General features: G+C 35.3%; 13 protein-coding genes. 2 read left to right on the top strand and 11 right to left on the bottom strand.

What is annotated here, in order from left to right; translation table 11 throughout:
• Window positions 1-13: 13 nt before the first annotated feature.
• Complete coding sequence (locus tag BM289_RS25465; protein WP_167365440.1) at window positions 14-178, bottom strand: hypothetical protein; 165 nt, start codon at window positions 176-178, stop codon at window positions 14-16.
• 274 nt (window positions 179-452) lie between these two features.
• Between BM289_RS25465 and BM289_RS16140 the strand changes: the two genes are divergently transcribed.
• Together BM289_RS16140 and BM289_RS16135 are read left to right on the top strand one after the other, a co-directional pair.
• Entirely contained in the window at window positions 453-1,400 is a 948-nt protein-coding gene (locus BM289_RS16140) for a hypothetical protein (protein ID WP_091495386.1), read from the top strand.
• 212 nt (window positions 1,401-1,612) lie between these two features.
• Window positions 1,613-2,596 (top strand): SDR family NAD(P)-dependent oxidoreductase, encoded by a 984-nt coding sequence (locus tag BM289_RS16135; protein WP_091495385.1) that lies wholly within the window; start codon window positions 1,613-1,615, stop codon window positions 2,594-2,596.
• A 61-nt stretch (window positions 2,597-2,657) separates the two neighbouring features.
• Here the strand turns inward: BM289_RS16135 and BM289_RS16130 are convergent, their stop codons facing one another.
• The 10 genes from BM289_RS16130 to BM289_RS16085 all read right to left on the bottom strand — a co-directional run bounded on the left by BM289_RS16130 (window position 2,658) and on the right by BM289_RS16085 (window position 21,571).
• Complete coding sequence (locus BM289_RS16130) at window positions 2,658-4,010, bottom strand: DUF3108 domain-containing protein (protein ID WP_244165389.1); 1,353 nt, start codon at window positions 4,008-4,010, stop codon at window positions 2,658-2,660.
• A complete protein-coding gene (locus BM289_RS16125) occupies window positions 4,007-4,588 on the bottom strand; it encodes a hypothetical protein (protein WP_091495383.1) in 582 nt (193 codons plus the stop codon). Before BM289_RS16125 ends, BM289_RS16130 begins: the two co-directional genes overlap by 4 nt.
• Window positions 4,589-4,769: 181 nt before the next feature.
• A complete protein-coding gene (locus BM289_RS16120; RefSeq protein WP_091495380.1) occupies window positions 4,770-5,774 on the bottom strand; it encodes a glycoside hydrolase family 43 protein in 1,005 nt (334 codons plus the stop codon).
• Between the two features lie 58 nt (window positions 5,775-5,832).
• Complete coding sequence (locus BM289_RS16115; protein ID WP_091495378.1) at window positions 5,833-7,851, bottom strand: DUF2264 domain-containing protein; 2,019 nt, start codon at window positions 7,849-7,851, stop codon at window positions 5,833-5,835.
• Window positions 7,852-7,887: 36 nt separating this feature from the next.
• On the bottom strand, window positions 7,888-9,015 hold the full coding sequence (locus tag BM289_RS16110) for a glycoside hydrolase family 43 protein (protein WP_091495376.1): 1,128 nt from the start codon (window positions 9,013-9,015) through the stop codon (window positions 7,888-7,890).
• A gap of 7 nt (window positions 9,016-9,022) precedes the next feature.
• Window positions 9,023-9,874 (bottom strand): glycoside hydrolase family 16 protein, encoded by an 852-nt coding sequence (locus tag BM289_RS16105; protein WP_091495374.1) that lies wholly within the window; start codon window positions 9,872-9,874, stop codon window positions 9,023-9,025.
• A 308-nt stretch (window positions 9,875-10,182) separates the two neighbouring features.
• Entirely contained in the window at window positions 10,183-14,064 is a 3,882-nt protein-coding gene (locus BM289_RS16100; protein WP_091495372.1) for a glycosyl hydrolase, read from the bottom strand.
• Between the two features lie 430 nt (window positions 14,065-14,494).
• Window positions 14,495-16,477 carry a RagB/SusD family nutrient uptake outer membrane protein gene (locus BM289_RS16095; RefSeq protein ID WP_091495370.1) on the bottom strand — a complete coding sequence of 661 codons (1,983 nt, stop codon included), beginning with the start codon at window positions 16,475-16,477 and terminating at the stop codon, window positions 14,495-14,497.
• 13 nt (window positions 16,478-16,490) lie between these two features.
• A complete protein-coding gene (locus BM289_RS16090; protein WP_091495368.1) occupies window positions 16,491-19,823 on the bottom strand; it encodes a SusC/RagA family TonB-linked outer membrane protein in 3,333 nt (1,110 codons plus the stop codon).
• 593 nt (window positions 19,824-20,416) lie between these two features.
• Entirely contained in the window at window positions 20,417-21,571 is a 1,155-nt protein-coding gene (locus tag BM289_RS16085; RefSeq protein WP_208610256.1) for a glycoside hydrolase family 88/105 protein, read from the bottom strand.
• Window positions 21,572-21,757: the final 186 nt, after the last annotated feature.

Here is a 21,757-nt window from a genome sequence, read left to right as displayed (position 1 = left end):
TGTATTTCTTGATTTAATTTATCGTGTCGGTTATAGTTGTATTTTCAACTTCGACCTCTCTTACAGGCTGCGCCTCATCATTTCTTAAAAACATATAATATATAATTGCGCCAATTAATAACAAGGCTACAACCCAAGGCCATACAGGCTTCTTTTTCTCAATTTTAATTTCTGCCATAACTCATTTATTTTTTTTGATTGTATAATAGTTTTAACGAGTACTAAAGGTACAACCGAGAAAAAGAGAAAGATGTATTTAATTTCAGAATGATATTACACAATTCCCAGTAAATCAGAATTTTAAACACTTAATTTATCTACATTAGCTGAAAATTCTGCAACATATTTAGCAAATAATATAAATACAATTTTACAGAAGATTTTACATTAGCATTATTACATATCATGTTACATTATCTAGACCATAACAGCAAAAATCTGACTGATTTAAAATGAAAACTTTTCTACTTTTTATTACCTGTTTATTGGCTATTTATTGCCAAGCGCAACCGCAAAACTATTCTCCAAAAGTGATGCTGGCAATCGAAACATATGCTTTTCTAAAAGGACAAGGATCTGCGCTGGAGAAAGTCGCAATGCAGTTTCCATCTCTTGAAGATGATGTAGAATCGGTACAAAAGAGTGCTGTATTACACGGAAGAGCTCAGCGAAATATAGAGCAGTTTTTAAAAGAGGAACTGAAAGAGAATCAATTTAAAATATTGCAAAAACATATTGATTCTTTGGTAAATCAGCAATTAAAATATCCGATTGAGCAAGAAAAACACGCAAAGGATTTTATAAAAAAAGTCAAAGACAAAATCCGTTTTAGTTATGATACTATTGGTGAAAAGGGCATCATGTCATTTGCTTACCTTGACGCGCCACATCAGGAATTTGCTGATGGACATACTATGTACTTTTCAACAAAAGATCATCCCAAGGCAGAAGAATCTATTGTCAAAATAGCCATTCCAAGAAGCTGGAATGCTGAAGAAGCACAGATGCCCGCAACCATCCAGCAATTCACCAGTCATGATGGAACTGGCGACGAGAGAATTTTAATCGTAATGTATGAATTAGAGGACGACCAAAATCTTCTCCTAAATGAAAAGACTGTTTCTGAAATGATAGCCCCAGAAAGCAAAATTATTAGAACAGAAAAAGTTAAGATTGACGGAATGCCTGCACTAATGGTAGAAATGGAAGAAATAATAGCTTTTAATACAGATAAAAAGAAAATACGAATGCTGCAGTTTATGTTCATTCATAAACAGAAATTATATTGTCTCCAAGGAAGTGTTGGACCAGCACCTTTGCATCATAATTTAGATCATAGGTTAAGAAAATACGAACCTTTATTCCGTCTTGTTGCTGCTGGTACAGATGTAGTTCATTAATAAAAACATGGATTTATTGCTCGGTTAATTCGGTTTTGGTCTGCAAAGCACAAAACCATTGATTTTTTTATTGAATCAATAAATTGAATAAATCCCTTTTATCATAATTAAACAATTATTGAAAATAATTATATAACTGAAACAGAATCTCTTACTCTAATTTTATACTTCCAAAAAACAAATAAAATTCTAACAATTAAAGAAATAGAATCATGGAAGATATACATAAACATAACAGCAACCTTAAAGGAAAAATTGTTGTTATAACTGGTGCCAGCAGTGGTGTTGGTCGTGCGGCCGCAGAAGCATTTGCTCGTGAGGGCTGTAATTTAGTGATTACAGCAAGAGGAAAAAAAGGTATTGATGAAGTAGTAGATTACTGTCGCGCTCTAAATGTTAAGGCTGTTGGTATTCCCGCAGACATGTCAATTGCAGAAGATGTGGAAAAAGTTGCCGCTGGAGCTCTGGCAATTGGCGGAAGAATCGATATTTGGGTTAACAATGCGGGCGTTATGGCCAGCGGAAAATTTGAGGAAATTCCTCTAGAAGTCCATCAGCAGGTTATTAAAACCAATTTGTTTGGCTATATGCATGGAGCTTACAATGCCATCAAAATTTTTAAGGAGCAAAATGAAGGAATTTTGATTAATAATATATCCATTGGAGGATTTATGCCTGCACCTTATAGTGCTGTCTATTCCGCATCAAAATACGGAATCAGAGGGATGATGGAATGTCTTCAAGGGGAGATTTCCAACAGAAAACATATTCATATCTGTAATCTTTATCCACAATTGCAAAACTCAACTGGTAATCTGCATTCGGCCAAATATTCCGGATTTGATATGACAATACCTTTTATCGCATCCGATCCTCGTGATACGGCCGCTAAAATAGTTGAATTGGCAAAAAATCCTAAAAAAGATTCGTTTCCCGACTTAAAAGCATCTGCAATTACAAAAACCTATAAATTATTTCCTAAAACGATTATGAATACAGCATCTGCTGTTGTAAGAACAAAAATGAAACTCAATCAGACCAAGGAAAATAATTCTGGAAATGTTTTGACAAATTCTAAAGAACCTTTGAGAGTTTATGGCATTCCCCCTTCAAAAACAGCAAATAGCAACTTTAAACTAGCATTGTTTGCAGGATTAGGAATTACTCTTGGTTTATTATTAGTCAACAAAAAATAATAATTTGGTTTAAAAATCTGAAAACCGAACAAAATACTTCGATTGTTCGGCTTTCTTATTTTTATATTTCTTTTAAGTTAATCTCCTTTTTCTCACCATCTTTATCAATGCTTACACGCTTTTCAATATTGGCTTTGTCTGTGTAATATTGTCTCGCTGTTCCATAATTTGTTGTAGAACCTTGATAGCCGAAATAATTATAATAATTGGTATATCCTGATACGTACGAATAGTTATAAGAATTTGAAAAATCAAAACTAACCATGACAATATAAGTTCCAGGCATTAGATCAGAAAACTCGAAATGTCCTTGATCGTCATACACTTTGGCTTTTTTAATAGAATATCCGAAATTGCTATCCAAAGGAACTTCAGGCATTTTTTTCTGTTTACGGATTTTCTTGTTGACTTCCACCCATTCTTCATAATAAGCTGAACTCGGAAAAAGCGTAATCTCTGTTCCTATTGGAGCATATTGTTTCTTAGCTGTATTGACTAAACCGCCTAGTCTCTTGCCAGAATCAGATCTTGCATAAGCTGTACCAATTATAACACTGTTACCGCCAGAGATTTGTCTAGCGACAGCTTCTTTATCAAATTTATTTTTAATAGGCTGATAATCTAGCTCTTCGTTGACTGTGATTTCCCACATTCCGTTTGCCATAGACATTTCGCGTTGCCACAAACGGCGGTCTTTTTTGTCTATAATATAATTATAAGTGGCATTGGTGCTTTCTTCCAAAACCGTAACCAGCCATGTTTCATGCTTGCCAGTTTTAGGAGAGTTATAGATGAAACTTTTTACTTCTTTAATGGTATAATATTCAACCAATACATCGGATCCATCATTATAATAAAATTGAGGAAAACGGGCCTTATACCCTACATCCAATGGAAGTGTTCCGATTAAGTGATCTGTCCAGTTAAAGTCAAAGAATTCCTCTTTAGGATTGAGTTTAAGTTTTTTATCCTTCTTGGTTTTCTTTGAATAATAATTACCTGTAATTGTTCCACCAAAATTAAGATTTAGCTTTGCATTCTTGGTTTCATCAGAGTAGCTAATCGCTTTAAGTGTTAAAGCATCTGCTGTACTAATTCGCGGGGTTGGCTGTCCATTATCTTTTGGAGTAAAAGTATTATTTAAAGTTAATTGATTATTTGCCAATGTAATATCATAAGTCAACGCTCCCATATTTTTCCATTCTTTACCTTTAACGTAATATACGGTATAAAGTGACTTTTCTGGTTTGATATACTTGGTATTGATATCTTTATTACCAGGTGCAATTGCCTTCTGACTGATTGCAATAAATGGAAACAGCATCAGTGCAAAAATAAAGGGATATAATTTCATTCTTTTACTATTGTAATTATCGTTTAACAAATTGGCTTTTATCATTTCGAATACTCTCATTTTGGACTAATAATATCTTCATAAGGAAGATTAAAAGTTCCTTCTGTAATTTCTATTGCTTTACCTGAATCTAAATTCCTAACCTTTCCAGAAAATGTTCCTTTGATGCCATTTTTACTAATAGATTCTATTTTTAATGTAAAAATATCATCTGCTGTGCTGGTGTTGTAAACAATCGTTCCGTTTGCAGTTTGAATAGCATAACGTGCTATCATTTCTGATTCAGCAGGTGTGGAATATATACCTGCTTTGATGTCTCCTCCTATTCTCCAAATTTCAAAATCTAAAGAAGGTGGTATTTGCTCGCCAACTTTTGTTGGATAAGGCGCCTCGAATCCTCCAACTGTGATATGTTCAAATCGATTATCGTTACCGCTTCCTTGAAAATTTACATCGTAAAAATCTATTTTTCGTCCGTCCAAAGTTGCTCTAAAATAATAATCGGATCCTGAATTATCTGATCCATTATCATCACTTGAACAAGAAACTAATACTAAAGCTAAAAAGAATATCTGAAAAAGCTGCTTCGCGAAACTTGATTTCATAACTAAAAATTGGTCTATACCTTTATTTCTCATGATGGCTTTCTTTGATTAGCTACAAATTTACTGACATCAAAGACAAAAAAAAATACCTGATTTCATGGTACTTTACATATATATGAATCAAAATGACTAAATAAAAAAGCTGTCTCAAAAAAATGAGACAGCTTTTATAGTACAGCACTTTACAAATTCTATATCGAACAGATGTAAAGTATTAATCTTTTTTGTTTTGCATAAAATCAGGAAAACCGCTTTCTGTCCACTCCACAACACGAGCTCGGGTTGCACGATTTACATCTGATAACTCATCTCCTTGAATTTCCTTGTAATCTCTCGCATGGTAAATCATTATCGTTGTTTTTCCATCTTCAGAAGTTGTAAATGAATTGTGGCCTGGACCATATCGCTTTAAATCTGGATTCGTATAAAAAACAGGAGCTGGAGATTTATTCCAATTAGCTACATTTAGCAAATCGGCATTTTCATTAATCCAAAGCAATCCCATACAATAATTATGATTCGTTGCACTAGCAGAATAACTAACAAATATTTTTCCGTTTTTTTGAATGACAGCTGGACCTTCATTTACATTATACTTTTCTCTTTCCCAGCCAAATTCAGGTTCTGTAATAACGATTTCTGGACCTGTAAGTGTAGTCGGATTTTTCATTTCTGATAAAACCAAAGCTGTACCATGTTTTCCTCCTCTTACATTCTGCGCCCAAATTAAATATCTTTTACCGTTATGCACAAAAGTTGTAGCGTCTAAAGAAAATGAATCTATTTTAGTTTTTATCTGACCTTCTTCTGTCCATTTACCCTGCATTGGATCTGCTGATGGATTGGACAATACCCAAATTCTGATATTCCATTTATTTTCAGCTTCACCAGCGGCAAAATAAATATACCACTTGCCATCAATCCTGTGCAATTCAGGAGCCCAAATATGATTTGCCATCACTCCTGTTGTATGTTTATGCCAGATTTCTTTTTCTTTGGCTTCTTTTAGTCCGTTAATACTATTTGCTTTTCGCAGTACTATACGATCATATTCGGGAACTGTCGCAATTAAATAATACTCACCCGAATTGGTCTTATACACCCACGGATCGGCACGTTTTTCTGCTATTGGGTTATTGAATTCAATGGACTGTGAATAGCTTTGGGATGAATACACCACAGCTAATAGGGTTAAAATAGATAATCTAATAAATTTCATTTTAGGCTTTTAATTTTTTCTTTAGTTAATAATACAAATATAAAAATGAATTACACCATTATTCGTTTTTAAAATCAACCAGCTTCTTTATTCCATTATTAAATTCTATGCTGACAGTCCCATTTTTCTGTTCTTTAATTTTTAGTGGCATCAATTCTTTATTCTTCCATTTTTCACCTGATTTTTTCCAAAGCATCAAAGTTGCGTAAATATTAGCTTTCTTATTATTCGGATTAAAACTAGCCGTAACATCAATCACTTTGCTGATTTCACTTTCGGGATGTAAATCTTTACAAGTAACAACTTCCGTTTTTTCCCAGCCCAAAAGCGGCATCATCGCCAATTGGTATTTTCCGTTATCAATAATGGTTACAGTTTTACCATCAATATTCTTTGTTGTCGTTTTAATCTCTTTGTCCAATTGCGGTAAAGCATAATGTCCTAATCGCATCGCAACAGCATCTGAACTGCTATTTTTATCAATTCTTAAAATACCGTTTGGCAACGGAATATCAGCCAGATTCATTTGGATATGATCATTGCTTTCCAAAACCGCATTACGGTAATAAATGCCGTCTTCAAACTTTTTAAAAGTAAATAATCTTAGCGGTTCCCATTCTTGTTTAGCATTTTTAAAAACATAATTCATGGCCACTTCTCCATTAGAACTGTCAGCCTGCCAAAGGAAAGCGCTATTATAAGAAAGTCGGTTATAATTTTCTGTAGATCTGAATCCCTGCCAGTCATCTTTCTTTTTTTCATGACACCAAGCTCTGATTTCTGATGCCCCAATATTTGGATAATCTGTAATTAAAATCTTCGAACCGTTTAGAAAATTATTATAAACATTCTCTTTTTTAAATTTGGTTTCCCAATCTCCATCATTCTCTTTTGCTGTCCAAAACGGATTATCATCTGGCAATAAAAGTCCCATAAAGGCTTTTCCCATCCAATACACGCTTCCTCTACAGCTGTACACTTGAACGGCGGGCTCAAATGCTCCATAAAAACCAAGTGTTGGCACATTGTCTTTCATAAAATCAGGATTTTCTAAAAACTGTTTTAAAACTCCTGAAGAAATTCTGCGTAACCAGCCATTATTAACCGAAGGATCATTTTCTAGTCCCATAAACGGAAAAGCGGCAATAGACGCAATTCGATAACTAATGCTTCGCCCAAACATAATCATTTCACCATTTTGGCTGAACATTGAAGGATAATTAGAATTAAGATCTCTAAAATTACTTTTGAACTTCGCCGCATATTCAGGATAATATTTGTTTCCAAAATATTCAGACCAAAGCGCTCCATACAATTGAAATCCCCACATACTGTAGTAATCGTAAGCCGGACTGTCGTTGTACCAGCCATCGCCTCTATAATCATTTAAACATTTTTGCAGATATTCATCCAGCAGTTTTTCATTCACAGCATAACCTTGTTCTTTGAAAAAGCTTAAAACAAAAATGTTGAAAAACTTCCAATTGGAAGATACCGTAGGACCATCGCCGTAACTAAGCATCGATTTTGCCAAGGCATCTTTCTGCTCTTGCAGTAAGGGTTTCCAAAGCACTTCTGGATTGGTAAGCAAAGACATGGCAATTGCTCCATACTCCACCAAATTCTGGCTCGGGCCTCCATTTTTAGCTCTCGGCGTAATATAAGAAGGACTTTTTGGATCGATTAATTTGCTAAACTGATGTCTATAATAGTCAGCAACTTTAATATTATTGATGACCAAATTCGGATTTTCTTTAAGAAGCGGAGAAGCGATAAACAACGTTCTGCTCAATCCTTCCAGTTTCTCTGTCGGTACTCTGCCTTCATCCTGCGGATAACTTTTTCCAGGCTGTTTTGGAAACTTCATTGGATCATCCAGATTATGAATGTAACTAAAAGCGCCTTCTAATAAATAAAGTCCAGCGTCTTTCCAATGTTGTTTTGTCATTCCGGTATAAGGACTCAGCTTATAATCTGGATTAACAATTCTAAAAACGTTATTCGTATTTTCTCTTTGTTGTGAAAATAAAGACAGACTAAACATTGTGGTTAAAAACCACATTTTTAAATTATTCATTCTTATTTTTTTTCAGATTTCTAATGCATAATACAACTATTTGTTTGCTGTAAAAACTTCTAAATTCCATTTGTCAGACCATTTTAAAACAGGCTTATTGTTTTCAAATTCTATTGGCAGCCAAATGTAAGTACCATCAATTGGATTTTTAGGATTCCATCGATCAGCCATAAAAATAAACTGATCCTTTTTGCCTTGTACAGGAAGAATATAAGTGCTTTGTGAATGAAAAGTCAATTCAGCATCTTTACCCACACACGGATTTCCTAACGTTTCCCAAGGTCCCCAAATGGATTTTGATTTAAAAGATCTTGCTGCATTTGGATCCCAGCCCGTACAGCCTGATGTTATCATGTAATAAAACCCATCTTTCTTTAGAATAGCTGGCGCTTCATTATGTCCTGCTGGTGCTACTCTTGTCCATTTATCCGTAAAATCTAAATAATCAGCTGTAAGTTCTGAAATATGAAGCGTCAAATTCTCTTCCGAAGAATGAATTAAATACGCCTTTTCATTATCATCAACATAAACGGTCATATCTCTAGACATTTGCCCTTTGTCAAAATCCCTGCGAACGAGCATTCCGTTATGAATAGCTGTGAGCCATTCTGGACTCCAAGACTTTAATTGTTTTTCATTTGCAGAAGCTGTTTTAAATTCCTCTTTATAATCCAAAGGCCAAACACTTTTATTTGGACGATAGGATTTTACAAATTTAAATGGTCCTTTTGGAGTATCACTAATGGCAACAGCGACTTTTGCGGCATCATAACCCTGCCCTTTTAGTTCCAAATGAAACCACATCACATATTGACCTGTTTTTTTATTGAAAATAACTTTTGGACGCTCCATAACGCATCCTTTTGTAATTTCTGATTTAGGATTTTGTTCGACTCGCAGTACAATGCCTTCGTTATGCCAATTGTACAAATCTTTTGAGGAATAACAGCTGATTCCTTCTAATGAGGTGTTTCCTGAACGCCCCGAAGTTTTATATTCGCCGTACCAGTAATACGTTCCTGCATCAAAAAGAATTCCGCCACCGTGAGCGTTAATATGTACTCCCTCTGTATCTTTCCACTGTTTTCCCGGAACAAAATAATTGTTTTGCGAAAAAACAAAAGAACACACAAAACTGATAATGATTGAAAATTTTAATTTCATTTTTTATTTATTTTTTTTGATAAACCCTGATATAATCTATACTGTATCTTGACGGAAGATCTGCTTTAGTGAAATTTCCGCCATTTATCCCTCCAACAGCCAGATTGACTAATAAATAATGCGGCTGCTGAAATGGAATTATTTCTTGATCTTTTGAGTATATGGTTTTATCAACACTAATTTCATTTAATAATTGATTGTCAACATATAATTTAATCGAATGTGCATCCCAATCCATTTTCCAAACATGAAACTGATCTGCCCATGCTTTGTCCTTAAAATCACTCAGTTTAAATGTTTCACTATCCCAAGCTGTATTCGCTTCTTTTGATTTCCATGCTGCATTCGCCAATATTTTTCCGGTGTAATATTCCATGATGTCAATTTCGCCGTTTGCTGGCCAGTTTCCTTTTACTCCCAAACTCCAAAAGGCTGGCCACATTCCTTTTCCAACTGGAATTTTAGCACGCATTTCGAACCGGCCATATTGCCAGGAATGCTTTCCGCGGGTAATCAAACAGGAAGAAGTCACTTTTATGGAATCTCTATTTTTAGCAAAATCTTTATGCGTTTTAGATACAAAATTTGGGTTGGGTTTATTTTCATTTCTGGCTTCGATAATCAAATAACCATCTTTGCAAAATGCATTTTCTTTCTGATACCACTGGTTTTCTTGATTTCTCACAAAACCTATTTCGTAATTCCAATTCTTTTTATCTGGACGACCATCTGTATTAAACTCATCTGCCCAGACCAACTTATAATCTTCAGAAATTAAAACTTTTTCTTTGTACCTGACGAAACTAAAAAGCAACATCAGAGCAATTCCCACCACTAAAAACTTACCGATAAATCTCATTTTATATCTATTTTTTAATCCTAAATAATCTCTGTTAATTCTGAGATCTTTCTATTTTAACAAGGGATCCCGAAAGATCCCTCGTCAACTCTGCACTAATTAAAACCAAACTTCACTTAACTTTTAAATTAAACACATAGAAACATAGTTGTTCTTTATCTAAAAAAAGAAAACAGAAAGAAACTAGTTTCTAACACATAGTTTCCTATGTGTGTTGATGCTAATGAAATGCCTTTACGCAGTTTTAAAAACCACGTTCCTATGTGTTTAAAAATAATTTCAGTACGCTTTACTTATTTTTTAATATTTTATTTTTTAATAACTCGGACTGTAGCATCAGGATGTGCTTGTATTTTTACCAAATAAATTCCCGAAGGCTGATTTTCAATATTCAAATGAATGCTGCCATTTACGTTTGCATGGTTTGCTGTTGAAATCAGCTTGCCATCCAGTGTATAAATTCCAATTGTGGCATTATCCTCATTTGTTGGCAAGAAAATATCAAACTGACCCGTTGTTGGATTTGGATACGCGCTGATTATTTTAACGCCTTCTCCTAGCGCATTTATGTCTCCTATATTTGCGTTTTTAGCACTCAAAGTACCAGAAGCTGTCAATGTTTTCACTTGTATAGTCGCAGAATATTGACTTTCTCCTCCTGCATTCTCTGATGCAATCTTGTAGAAATAGTCTGTATTTGCTTCTAAATTAGTGTCGTTAAAAATGCTGTCTTTTACATAAGCGTTTATAACATCATAAGTTCCATTAAGTGTTGTGGCTCTTTTGATTTTATACGATTCCGCTCCTGTTGCAAGAGACCATTTTAAATTAATCGTTGATGATGATACTGCTTCACCTATAAAATCTTCTGGAATTGCCGGAACCGCAGGCTGATCGTAAACCATTACCGCAGAATAAGCTGACTCTACATTGTCTTTACCTATAACTTTAATTCTGTATTCGGCATGAGTGCGAACCTGATCTATTTTTGAAATAATAGTATAATCTGTTGATTCATAGAAAACAGAAAACGCATTTTCACCTGTTAGTTTTCTCTCCAAAACATATTTGTTTACCAACTCTTGATTGGTTCCTGTCCATTTTATGGTAATATTTTTATAATCAGAAGAAAGTGTGTAACTCAACATTTCTACTTTTGTTTTCCATAACGGAACATATTCTTTAGCCGAATTATAGGCTTTCGCCGATGCATTTTTAGCATAATATTGACCCGCAGGAGTTAAAACTGTATAATCGGTCGCTGTACTAGAAATTACTGGTGCATTCTGCAGCCAAACGTAATTTTGCCAGTTTGGATTTCTAGTTTTAAAAGCGTCATTAATCGTCACATACATTGCTCTGGCATCCTGAACCCAATTGTAGATGGAATAACGTTCTACATAATCGGCACTTTCCAAAACAGCCAAAATCGATGCTAAATCATTTTTGTGTTTGGTTGCATTGGCATCTGTAAGCGTATTCACATCATCAGGGAAATTATTAGCTGTCCAGTTTGCCCCAATATTCCATTCTGTAATCCAGATTGGTCTTTTGTATTTGTCATAGATGTATTGCAGATCGCTTTTCCATTGTGCAGCGGTTTTAAACCAATAACAGTGTAATGCTACGTAATCTACGCGGTAATTATTAGCCTCAGCCTGAGTCATAAAATTAGCCATCCAGGGATTATACGGATCTGAAGTCGCCGGAGAACCTACTCGTAATCCTGATTTCAATAAAGCTGGCCAATTGCTTATGGCTGCCTCAACGGTCATATTGGCTTGATCTGGACGATCTGGTTCATTAAATCCTAATAAATGAGTGTATCCCTCTTTAGTATAAGCTGGTGTAAAGGAAGGCCACCATTGAGTTTGACGAATTGGAACATATTCTACATTTGGTGTAGTATCCATTCCTGTGTTCCAATTGTAATACCAAGTAATATTGGTTGAATTAATCGCTTCTGTACTTCCTCCAGCAAGTCCTTTTTTAGTAACCTGATGCCATCTCATGGTTCGAACAAACGAAATGGTTCCTTTTAAATTAATGGGTAAAACAGGTACTTCCAAATCTTCATTTTCTGCAATATAAACTCGGCTGTAGCCTGATCCATCTGCACTGGTAGCGAAAGTCGCCATATATCCTTTTTTTAGTTTGAATGATTTAATGGCATTGTCAAAAGCCCCTAAATTATCAAATGGAGTTACGGTAACATACTGCTGTGATGATCCTCCAAAATTTTCTTCAGTAAAAACTTGTAATGGTTGATAGTCTGCAACATAAGGCGAAACCACTGTTCCTCCGCCATAATTAGTAACGTTTACATTTGTACCATTGACCGCCAAAGTACCGTTTACCGAAACATATTGCAACTGTGAACTGATTACCTCACTTGGTTTGACATTTTCAAAATATAAACTGTTGTCTGTTGATGTTAAGTTGACTGTCGAATTGATTAACGGATTGTTTCCATTTTTAAGATACAAAGAAGCTGTTCCGCTTAAAACTACTTTTGATTTCGCAAAAGCTCCTGCAGTCGTATTGCTTGAAATATTTATCGTTTGCAATGACGGGCTAATTACTTTATCAGGAGCATAAGCCAAATTTTCAAATGTAACCGAAGTGATCGCCATATCTACAGCACCGCTTGCATAATTTTTACCAATTACAATGTTGGCTGTTTCCTGTCCTTGCACTTTTAAATCTGCTATTCCAAAAAGTGCTTTGGCTCCTGTAACATTGATATAATACGTTCCTGCACTTTGTGATTGAAATGCCAAATCTCCTTTTCTTAGTTTATTGACAGCTCCTGTCGTAAAGTTTTTAGTTGCCAAAACGGTTCCGCCGCCATTTGCAGCTGTAGAAACTGAAACCGTCATTTGAGAACCTGGACTTAAATTCGAAATGTATTCGTATATCCATGAAAACTGATAGCCTTTTGAGGCTTCTAATTGTACTGGAAATGAATAAACGGAGTTTTCAAGCGCAGTGCTGTCCCATCTAATGTACATTAATCTGCCATTGTAAACTGAATTGTCGGATTCAAAAGTATGTCCCGAAGTTACATCCATAAAACGTGCTCCGCTGGTGCTGTTGGCTGTATTAAAGATAGATGGAGAAGCAACATTCGTCCATCCATAAGCAGCAGGAGTTCCTGCATTATCATTGTAATAACCGTCCCAAGTATTGATTAAATTGGAAGATTTCAATTTTAAGTCGGCAATAGCCATGAGTGCATAATCGCCTGTGATGGTTAAGTAATAATTGCCATCCACATTCGAAACAAAAGACAAATCTCCTCTTCGTAATTTATTGGCACTTCCGGTTGTAAATGTTTTAGAAGCAATAACTCCAGATCCGTCAGCACCTGAGGATATGGACACATTTAATTTGACTCCTGCTGCTGCATTAGAAATATATTCATAAAGCCATGAAAATTCATATCTCAAACCTTGCTCTAGTTTAACAGGATAACTATAAGTTGCTGCCGAATAACTGGCATTGTCCCAACGAATATACATGATTCTACCACTGTAAACCGAATTATCTGATTCAAAAGTATGCCCAGAAGTCACATCCAAATAGCGAACACCAGAGGTAGAATTAGCAGTATTCCAAGGAAGGCTTGTTGACGTATTTGCCCAGCCATAATCGTTTGGTTTTCCAGAGTTGTTTCCAGTTACTCCTGCCCATCTTCCTAATAAATTGTCAGCACCGTATGCTACTGGAGCGCCTGAAGTATCATTTAGAAAATCGAGTGTTTTAGAAGCTAAGTAATGTCCGTCCTGATAAATATTGGCAACACCATCTTTTACAGCATATCGATATGTTTGCTCCTGAGCATTGTCTACAGAAGTACTTAAATTTTCAGGCGTTGATAAGATTGTAGTACTATTAAAAGTGGTTTTATCCAAAGAAGTTCTAAATCCGAGGCCGATTGTATTTTTAACTTCAACATCAAATCCTCTTCCAACAGCTGAATTGACTTTGGCTTTTACTTCTAAAGTAAACTCGCTTTGATTGGATAAGGGAAATGTTAGAATATCTGAAGTCGAAGCATTTGTAAAAGTCTTAGGACCATTTAATGTCGTAGCTAAAGTTGTCTTTACAGGTAAATTAGGGGCTTGTGCCTGTATATTGAATACAAAAACCGATAACCAGAATAATATAAATATGTATAGTTTTTTCATAATGAAATATTTGTTTTAAAAATTGTTTTAAAATTTTTGTTGAATGCTTTCATTGGTAACCAACAAAATTATTGGCGTAAGAAACTCTTAAACCACCGATTTTAAAATTAAAAACTGGGCAAAAAAATTCCTTCCGTGTTTATTAACGGGCAAAATTGTATTGAAATGTATTGTGGTATTTTATATCGTTAAACCTATAATATTTTGATTTACAAAGTATAACTAAGTATTCATGCGGCTTATAATGACTGCTTGTATTATCCCCCTTTTGTAATGGAGGATAATACTTAAACAGTCGGTAATTATAAAAATTTAGGATTTAAGAAATTGGGATATTTAAACCCTTGAAGAATGTATCTTAAACTGCAGCGAAATAATAACCATTCCAATTAAATTACTGCAGTTTAGATACTTTTTATTATAAATCTAATTAAAGCTGACTTTCATCTGCGACAGCATCCTGCCATTTGTCCCAAACCTTAACGTTGGGATCATAACCATCATAACCGTAATTCTGACTTAATTTACCTTTGATATTAGCCGTTATAGCACTATTTGGAATTGGCCAGTAGTTATTACGTTTGTCCATGGTATAAAATTTAGTTCCGTTTGGAACCACGATACCGCTTGGATATTTGTTGTAAAGGGTATAATGCACAATACGTTGATACCAATAACTTCCTCCTGCGTTGTCTGTTCCGGACTGTTTGTCCCAGTTGGTCTTGCTGTAAGTTTGTCCCCATTCATCTGCCTGCCCGCTGAGTGCGAGACAGTGTGAAATACGCTTTAACTCGACATTCCTCCATTCTTCCAGATAAAGCTCTCTTCCTCTTTCAGCACAAATATCACCGATAGTTACTGTACCATACATTTGCGAAGCACCTGCTCTTGCTCTAATAACATTTACGTCTTGAGCTGCGCCTCCAACATTTCCTTGATAAAAACGGGCTTCTGCTCTCAACAAATAAGTTTCAGCCAAACGATATAAATACCAATGTGCTTTACTTCCTGTACTGGCCCCCTGAAAATCATTTGCATTTGGATTCGTTTCATTTACAACATCATGCAGATAGATTTTATACAACGGAAAATCAAACCATTCACGCAATGTATCTTTTGACAACAGTGTAGTACCATTTTTTAATCTGAAATTTTGTCCATAATACGCAGAAGTCTTGTCGCTGTATTTAAGATTCTCCATATTTACCCAGTTTCCAACGGTACTGTTATGTCTAAGGTCCTGTTTGTCTTCCACGCCATTAACCACCCACATTGGATGCTGTGAATAATACGAAGCACTAATCGTAGCAATACCACGTCCTAAAGCTCTAGCATAATCATAGTTAGCCTGATAATTGGCATTGTTTGAGGCAAAACGATTTGCGGCTTGTTTTCCGTCAGGAGTAGTAACTGTACCTGAATTCCAGTTTGGACCAAAAATTCTCATCGATGCAAATGGTAAAAAAGATTGTACGCCACCATTTGGCATTACCAAAATAGCTTCTCTGTTCGCTGCAATAACTTTATTTTCAGGGCGGTGTAAATCCCAGATTACATTTCTGGTAATAGTCCATGTCGCTGGATTTCCTCCTGTATCAAAAGTTCCAAATGAGCCCTGCATTAAAGAATAACCAGAAGAATTAATCAATAAATCGGCCTGATTTTCGGCATCTTTAAATCTACCAGAAGCCAAGTAACATTTAATCAATAATTGACGACATGCTCCTTTGTTTACTACGCCTAAATAAGGGAGTTTTGATTGTTCTGGAACCCATTCTACAGCCTTTTCCATATCTGCTGTAATCATTTCAATAATCGCTTCTTTTTTAGTTGAATAATAACTTTGCTTTGGCACTTCCAAAATCTTTGTAATCAACGGAATATCTCCAAATTGATACACCAAATTAAGATAACGGTATGCTCTATGAAAATAAGCCTGACCAATATATTTACGTTTCACTTCTTCTGTTAAACTTGTTACCTTATCAATATAAGTTAAAACAGTATTGGCATGTTTAATTCCAGTATAAGCTTCTGTCCAGTAAAATCCGAAATAAAAATCATCATTTGTTGACGTCTTGTAACTCATGGTAGGCACCATAGTATTAGCAAAATCAGAAATGGTGCTGGTATTATCTGTTTTTCCATATTTTGACATATCAGAGAAAACATATTCAGTACCAATAGGTACACTATTACCAGCATTATTGTAATGAATATAGTTATTACGAAGCTGTTTATCTGCACTTGCCAAAACCGCCTGTAATCCAGTTTCTGTAGTAAATGTAGCTTCTGGTTCGTAAAACGAAAGCGGATCAGGTTCCAGAAAATCTTCTGAACAGGAAACAAAAAGAGCAGCAACCGCAACTAGAGGCACTATTCTTGAAATTTTATTTTGTATATATCTTTTCATTATTGACTAATTTTTAAAGTGAAACATTAAATCCTAAATTGAACATTCGGGTAGCAAGCCCTCCAGTCTCCGGATCACCATAATATTTCCATTGTTTAGAAGCAGACCAAGTTGCCACATTCTGAACAGAAGTATAGATTTTGAAATTTCTCACATGCAGACGGTTTATAAGATCTTTAGGGAGTGAGTACGCCAACGAAATATTGTCTAAACGAATAAAACTGCGATCGTATAATTTTGCTGTTCCAGCTCCTGCAGGTCCTCTTGCATCAAGACGCGCCCAATCATTTGTTGGATTGTCAATTGTCCAATACGGATTTACAAACGGATTGTAGTTATTGGTATACAAACTACCATCATTGTACGTATTCATATAACGTCCGTCCATTGATTTGTGTCCCATGTATGAATACATATTGATTGCCAAATTCCAATTTTTGTAAAATGTAAATTCATTACGAAGCGACCAGTTAATTGGCGGTGTTGTCTGTCCTAAAAACTGTTTGTCTTTTTCATTATAAGTTGGTTTTCCGTTTACATCATCAGCAGTATAGCTGTTCTCCACTTTTGGATCTCCTGGACGTTGTCCATATTTAGCAGCTTCTACAGCTTCGTCTTTCTGCCAGATTCCAATTACTTTATAATCCCAGATTTGAGAAATAGGTTTTCCAATAAACCATCCATTGGTTTTATCATCTGCTTCTTTTCTTCCAATAACATTTCCATTGGCATCTTTAATATCTTCCATATTGCCATACAATTTGTTAATGGTATTCTTGTTGTATGAAAAAGCAACCATAGTAGTCCATTCAAAATTTGGCTTTTTCATATTCAAAGAAGTAAGACTGATCTCAATACCTTTATTTTCAACTTCTCCAAGATTGGTTGCAATAGATGAGAATCCAGTAAACTCAGGCAGACGCTGACTCATAATCATATCGTGAGTAACCGATTTGTAAACGTCAATTGTAGTTGTAATTCTGTCATTGAAGAAACCAAGATCAATACCAATATTGGAAGCTGTTGTTTTTTCCCATTGCAAATTAGGATTTGCCATACGGTCTATTCCCAGATATTTCATATCCACAATGTTTCCTGAAGCATCAATATATCCCATAGTTGCTCCTGTACCTGAACTTAAATTGGCTAAAGCTAAATAGGGATCAGCAAGCGATCTGTTTCCATTTTTACCCCATGATAAACGTAATTTACCAGTGCTCAAAGGTTCCCAATGAAACCATTTTTCTTTATTAAAGTTCCATCCCAATGCTACAGAAGGGAAAGTGGCGTAAGGATATGAAGCTCCAAAAGCAGAGTATCCATCACGGCGAACCGTTCCTGTAATCATATAACGATCATCAAAGGAATAGAAAAGTCTTGCCATTAATGCATCACCGGTCTGATGTGTATCTGTTGCCGTAAAAGTACTATTGGCAAGTGTTGCATTGGCAATATTATGATAACCTAAAGCATCTGATGGTTGTATGTTATTTGCATCAATACGATCTGACCAAGTTTTTAAATCTTCTGCTTCCTGAACAAATGTTGCGATAATATGGTGCTTCTCATTAAATGTATGATCCCATGTTATGGTATTGTTTAAGTTCCAAGTGAATTTTTTTCCGTTCTCTCTATCCACTCCAATATTAGCAGCATTCCAGTTTTTATTACCGGCTGACTGGAAATAACGATTGTAGAAAAATTCATAACGTGGTGCGGCATTAAATGAATACGTAATACCAAATGGCAAAGTTACCTTTGTATTAAAAATAGTATTCAAGATCGTATATCCTCTATCAAGATCCATATATTGGCGGTCATAATAGTAGTTATATCCTCCAATTGTTGGTCCCATTGGCTGTCTTGCGTAATCACCATTTGCTTCTTTGAAGTTAGCAAACGGGCTGTTTCTTAACATATTGGCATCCCAGTAATTAGTTCCTGTACCAACAGATATATCTCCATCTGAACGATCTTGAAAATTAACATTTGCACCAAATTCAAGCCAATCTGTAATCTTAGCATCTACTTTCATATTCGCACGAACAGCAGTATAATCATTACCCTGAATAGCTCCTTCTGAGGTTAAGTATCCTAAAGACATATAATAATTTACTTTATCACTTGCTCCGGAAACACTTAAATTATTGTCGCGATTTATTCCTGTTCTAAAAGTACTGTTATACCAATCGTGCGTTTTTCCTTCTGTAAAATTCTTTAAAAGTGTTGCATCCGTAATTCCCAAACGCAATCCCCAAACTTCATTCAAACTTTTTCCTTGTATTTGTGAAGCCGGCTGATAAGCCAACCACTGTGCTTCTGTAATTCCGAACTGGCTTAATTGGCTAGGGCTTGCATAGTAGCCCGGTTTACCCGCAGCTGTACCTGTAACCCATGCTTCGTAATTTCCAGTTGCAGTATTGGTACCATACGTTTTAGCCGTTTCCCAATCTTGGCGGTATTTTATATATCCATCAGCAGAATATACATCACGATAAGCACTTTCATTAACAATTGTCATGTTGGTAGTGACGTTGATAATAGGCTTGCCCGTTTTTCCTTTTTTTGTTGAAATAACGATAACCCCTGCCGCCGCTTTTGAACCGTATACCGCTGTAGCAGATGCATCTTTCAAGATATCAATTTGACCAACATCGTCAGGGTTAATTTCTGAAAGCTCTCCGTAGAACTGCATCCCATCCAAAATAATAAGCGGTGAATTATGATTGGCTCCATCAGGATTGTAAACAGAAGTCTGCCCACGAATCTGTAAAGATCCACCTCCTTTTGCAGAAGGGTCATAGCCCACTTTTAGACCTGGAACACCTCTTAATAAATCCTGAACGGTTTGTGGGTTTTGATTGGCTAAAGCTTCGGCTTTTACCTGAACAATGGATCCAGTTAAGTCCTTTTTCTTCATTTTTCCATATCCTACTACCACTACTTCATCTAATGAAGCAGCACTGTCTTCTAGTACTATATTAATATTCGTTCTGCTGTTTACTGCTACTTCTTTAGTTACAAAACCAACAAACGAAACTACTAATACAGAATTCCCATCTCCTGCCAGCGTAAATTTTCCGTCAAAATCTGTGATAGTACCATTTTTTGTTCCTTTGATTAAAACTGATGCCCCTGGAAGTGGCGCACCTTTGCTATCTTTTACCTGTCCACTGATACTATTCTGTGGCTGTACTTTTTCTGCTCCTATCCTGCTACTTGGTTCAGTAGAAAATGCGTGTACTTGAGATAATGAAACCAATACACAAAGTAGTGTAAGTTTTTTTTTCAAATCAAATCCAGATCCATAATCAGGAGCCTTAATCTTCCTAATAAAGTTTGTCATTTTTGGTTGTAAGTTTTGGTTATTGATAAGTTAATTAGTCTGCAAAATATAGAAACGAACATCTGTAAGTGTGTTTTTTACAATTTTCTTTTTCAAAATTTTTTAAGCACACATTATCATGTAATTATCAATAGTTTGCTTTACAAATCTATAGCAAGACACGAAAGCAAAAGGGGGTAATTACAATATTAAAAAAGGGGCAAATCCGTATTTTTGAGGCAAAACGGGATTTCTTTATACGAATGACAAAAAAAGCATCTTCAAAATGTATGATACATAATTATTTAAAAGCCAGATATAAATAAACTTGTGGTACAATCTCTTAGTATTTATCTTAAATAACTTTAGAAAAATGAAAAGAGGAAGCGCAAAATATAGTATTGATTGTAAAACACACTGCTAATTCAATAAGGTACATTGGACGAACGCAGATAAAACGGATTTACTTCGTAAAGACGCGGATTTAAACGGATTTGTTGTTTAAATTTTTTAACAGATTAATAAAAAATCCGTTTAAATTACTTCTCCGAAGCTTAAAACAAGAAAGCTGTCTTTTATGACAGCTTCCTCTTCAAAAACAAAAAAATATTTAATTATTTCACATAACGATAAACCTCTGATACTGCTAATAAAAAAGCGCCAACCCCAAAATCAGCTGTGGAATTTTTATCGACAACTTGTCCGGGAATCGCTTTTTCGCCGATAGGCTGTACATAACCTACTTTTCCATCTGGTTGCAAAGCGAAAGTGGTTAAATAATGCCATGATTTTTCTACAACTGGCAAATACGTTTTCTTATCCAAAAAGCCATTGTTTATTCCCCACATAAAACCATAAGTAAAGAAAGCCGTTCCGCTGGTTTCAGGTCCTGGTGCGTGTTCGGGGTCTAGAATACTTCTTGTCCAATAGCCGCCTTTCTGCTGTGCATCTGCCAAAGCTTTAGCCATCTCTTTAAAACGATTGATATATTCATTTCTATGTTTAGCAGACTTTGGTAAATCTTGAATAATTTTAGCATAACCGGCAAAAATCCAGCCGTCTCCCCTTGCCCAAAAATCTTTTTTTCCATTTGCACTTTTATGCTTTGGATACACATATTTGGAATCGCGGAAATATAGTTTGGCTTCTTCATCATACATAATACTGTCTGCATAATACAAATAAGAGTGTAATTTCTCTAAGTACATTTCATTTCCTGTAACGTTGTACAGCTTTGTCATCACCGGCATTACCATATACAATCCGTCAACCCACCACCAATAATCGTTTTGTGGCGTACTCATTTCGTATTCCATCACTTCTTTTGCTCTTGCAATTTTTTGAGGATCCTTTTTTCCTGTGAAATTGTACAAATCGATATAAGTCTGGAAACAAATCTGCCAATCTCCAAACAATACATATTGATCTGTTTCACCATAACTGTATTTCCATTCGGATTTATCATTGGATTTTGCTCCCATCCATTTATTTTTCTCGGCCCAAGCCAATGAATAATCCAAATACTTTTTGTTTTGGGTTACTTTATAAGCCTCCATATTTCCTGTATGATAAGCCGAAACATGCCAAAAAGCATTTCCAAATTCAGGATGAGTACTTTGCCAATTGCTGTTTACTTTATCGATAATCGCAACAACTTCTTTTTTAGATTCTTTTATGCCGTTTTTTTGTTTTACACTTCCTGTTTTACAGCCAATTGCTCCAAGTGAAAGAGAAGCTATTGCCATAAAAATTGTCTTTCTAAACTTCATTATTATATTTTTTTTTAATGTTAAATAGTAGTTCTGCCAAAATTTGCTCAAATCTGCAGAAATCTGCGTGAAATAAATCGTAGCGCTCTTTTTGTGCTCCTTGATTTTAAAAATCTTGCGAAACCATTTTTTTTTTTCGCCACGAATTCCACAAATTTTCACCAATCCATACAAGTAAATTGTTGT

The sequence above is a fragment of the Flavobacterium phragmitis genome, from assembly GCF_900112575.1.
Taxonomy (GTDB): Bacteria; Bacteroidota; Bacteroidia; order Flavobacteriales; family Flavobacteriaceae; genus Flavobacterium; species Flavobacterium phragmitis.
Note: the sequence above shows the minus strand (reverse complement) of the source record. Positions and strands in the feature narration are given on the sequence as shown.

Coding starts and splice junctions, on each gene's coding strand:
- BM289_RS25465 (WP_167365440.1), bottom strand. CDS start 178: ATGGCAGAAATTAAAATTGAGAAAAAGAAGCCTGTATGGCCTTGGGTT.
- BM289_RS16140 (WP_091495386.1), top strand. CDS start 453: ATGAAAACTTTTCTACTTTTTATTACCTGTTTATTGGCTATTTATTGC.
- BM289_RS16135 (WP_091495385.1), top strand. CDS start 1,613: ATGGAAGATATACATAAACATAACAGCAACCTTAAAGGAAAAATTGTT.
- BM289_RS16130 (WP_244165389.1), bottom strand. CDS start 4,010: ATGAGAGTATTCGAAATGATAAAAGCCAATTTGTTAAACGATAATTAC.
- BM289_RS16125 (WP_091495383.1), bottom strand. CDS start 4,588: ATGAGAAATAAAGGTATAGACCAATTTTTAGTTATGAAATCAAGTTTC.
- BM289_RS16120 (WP_091495380.1), bottom strand. CDS start 5,774: ATGAAATTTATTAGATTATCTATTTTAACCCTATTAGCTGTGGTGTAT.
- BM289_RS16115 (WP_091495378.1), bottom strand. CDS start 7,851: ATGAATAATTTAAAAATGTGGTTTTTAACCACAATGTTTAGTCTGTCT.
- BM289_RS16110 (WP_091495376.1), bottom strand. CDS start 9,015: ATGAAATTAAAATTTTCAATCATTATCAGTTTTGTGTGTTCTTTTGTT.
- BM289_RS16105 (WP_091495374.1), bottom strand. CDS start 9,874: ATGAGATTTATCGGTAAGTTTTTAGTGGTGGGAATTGCTCTGATGTTG.
- BM289_RS16100 (WP_091495372.1), bottom strand. CDS start 14,064: ATGAAAAAACTATACATATTTATATTATTCTGGTTATCGGTTTTTGTA.
- BM289_RS16095 (WP_091495370.1), bottom strand. CDS start 16,477: ATGAAAAGATATATACAAAATAAAATTTCAAGAATAGTGCCTCTAGTT.
- BM289_RS16090 (WP_091495368.1), bottom strand. CDS start 19,823: ATGACAAACTTTATTAGGAAGATTAAGGCTCCTGATTATGGATCTGGA.
- BM289_RS16085 (WP_208610256.1), bottom strand. CDS start 21,571: ATGAAGTTTAGAAAGACAATTTTTATGGCAATAGCTTCTCTTTCACTT.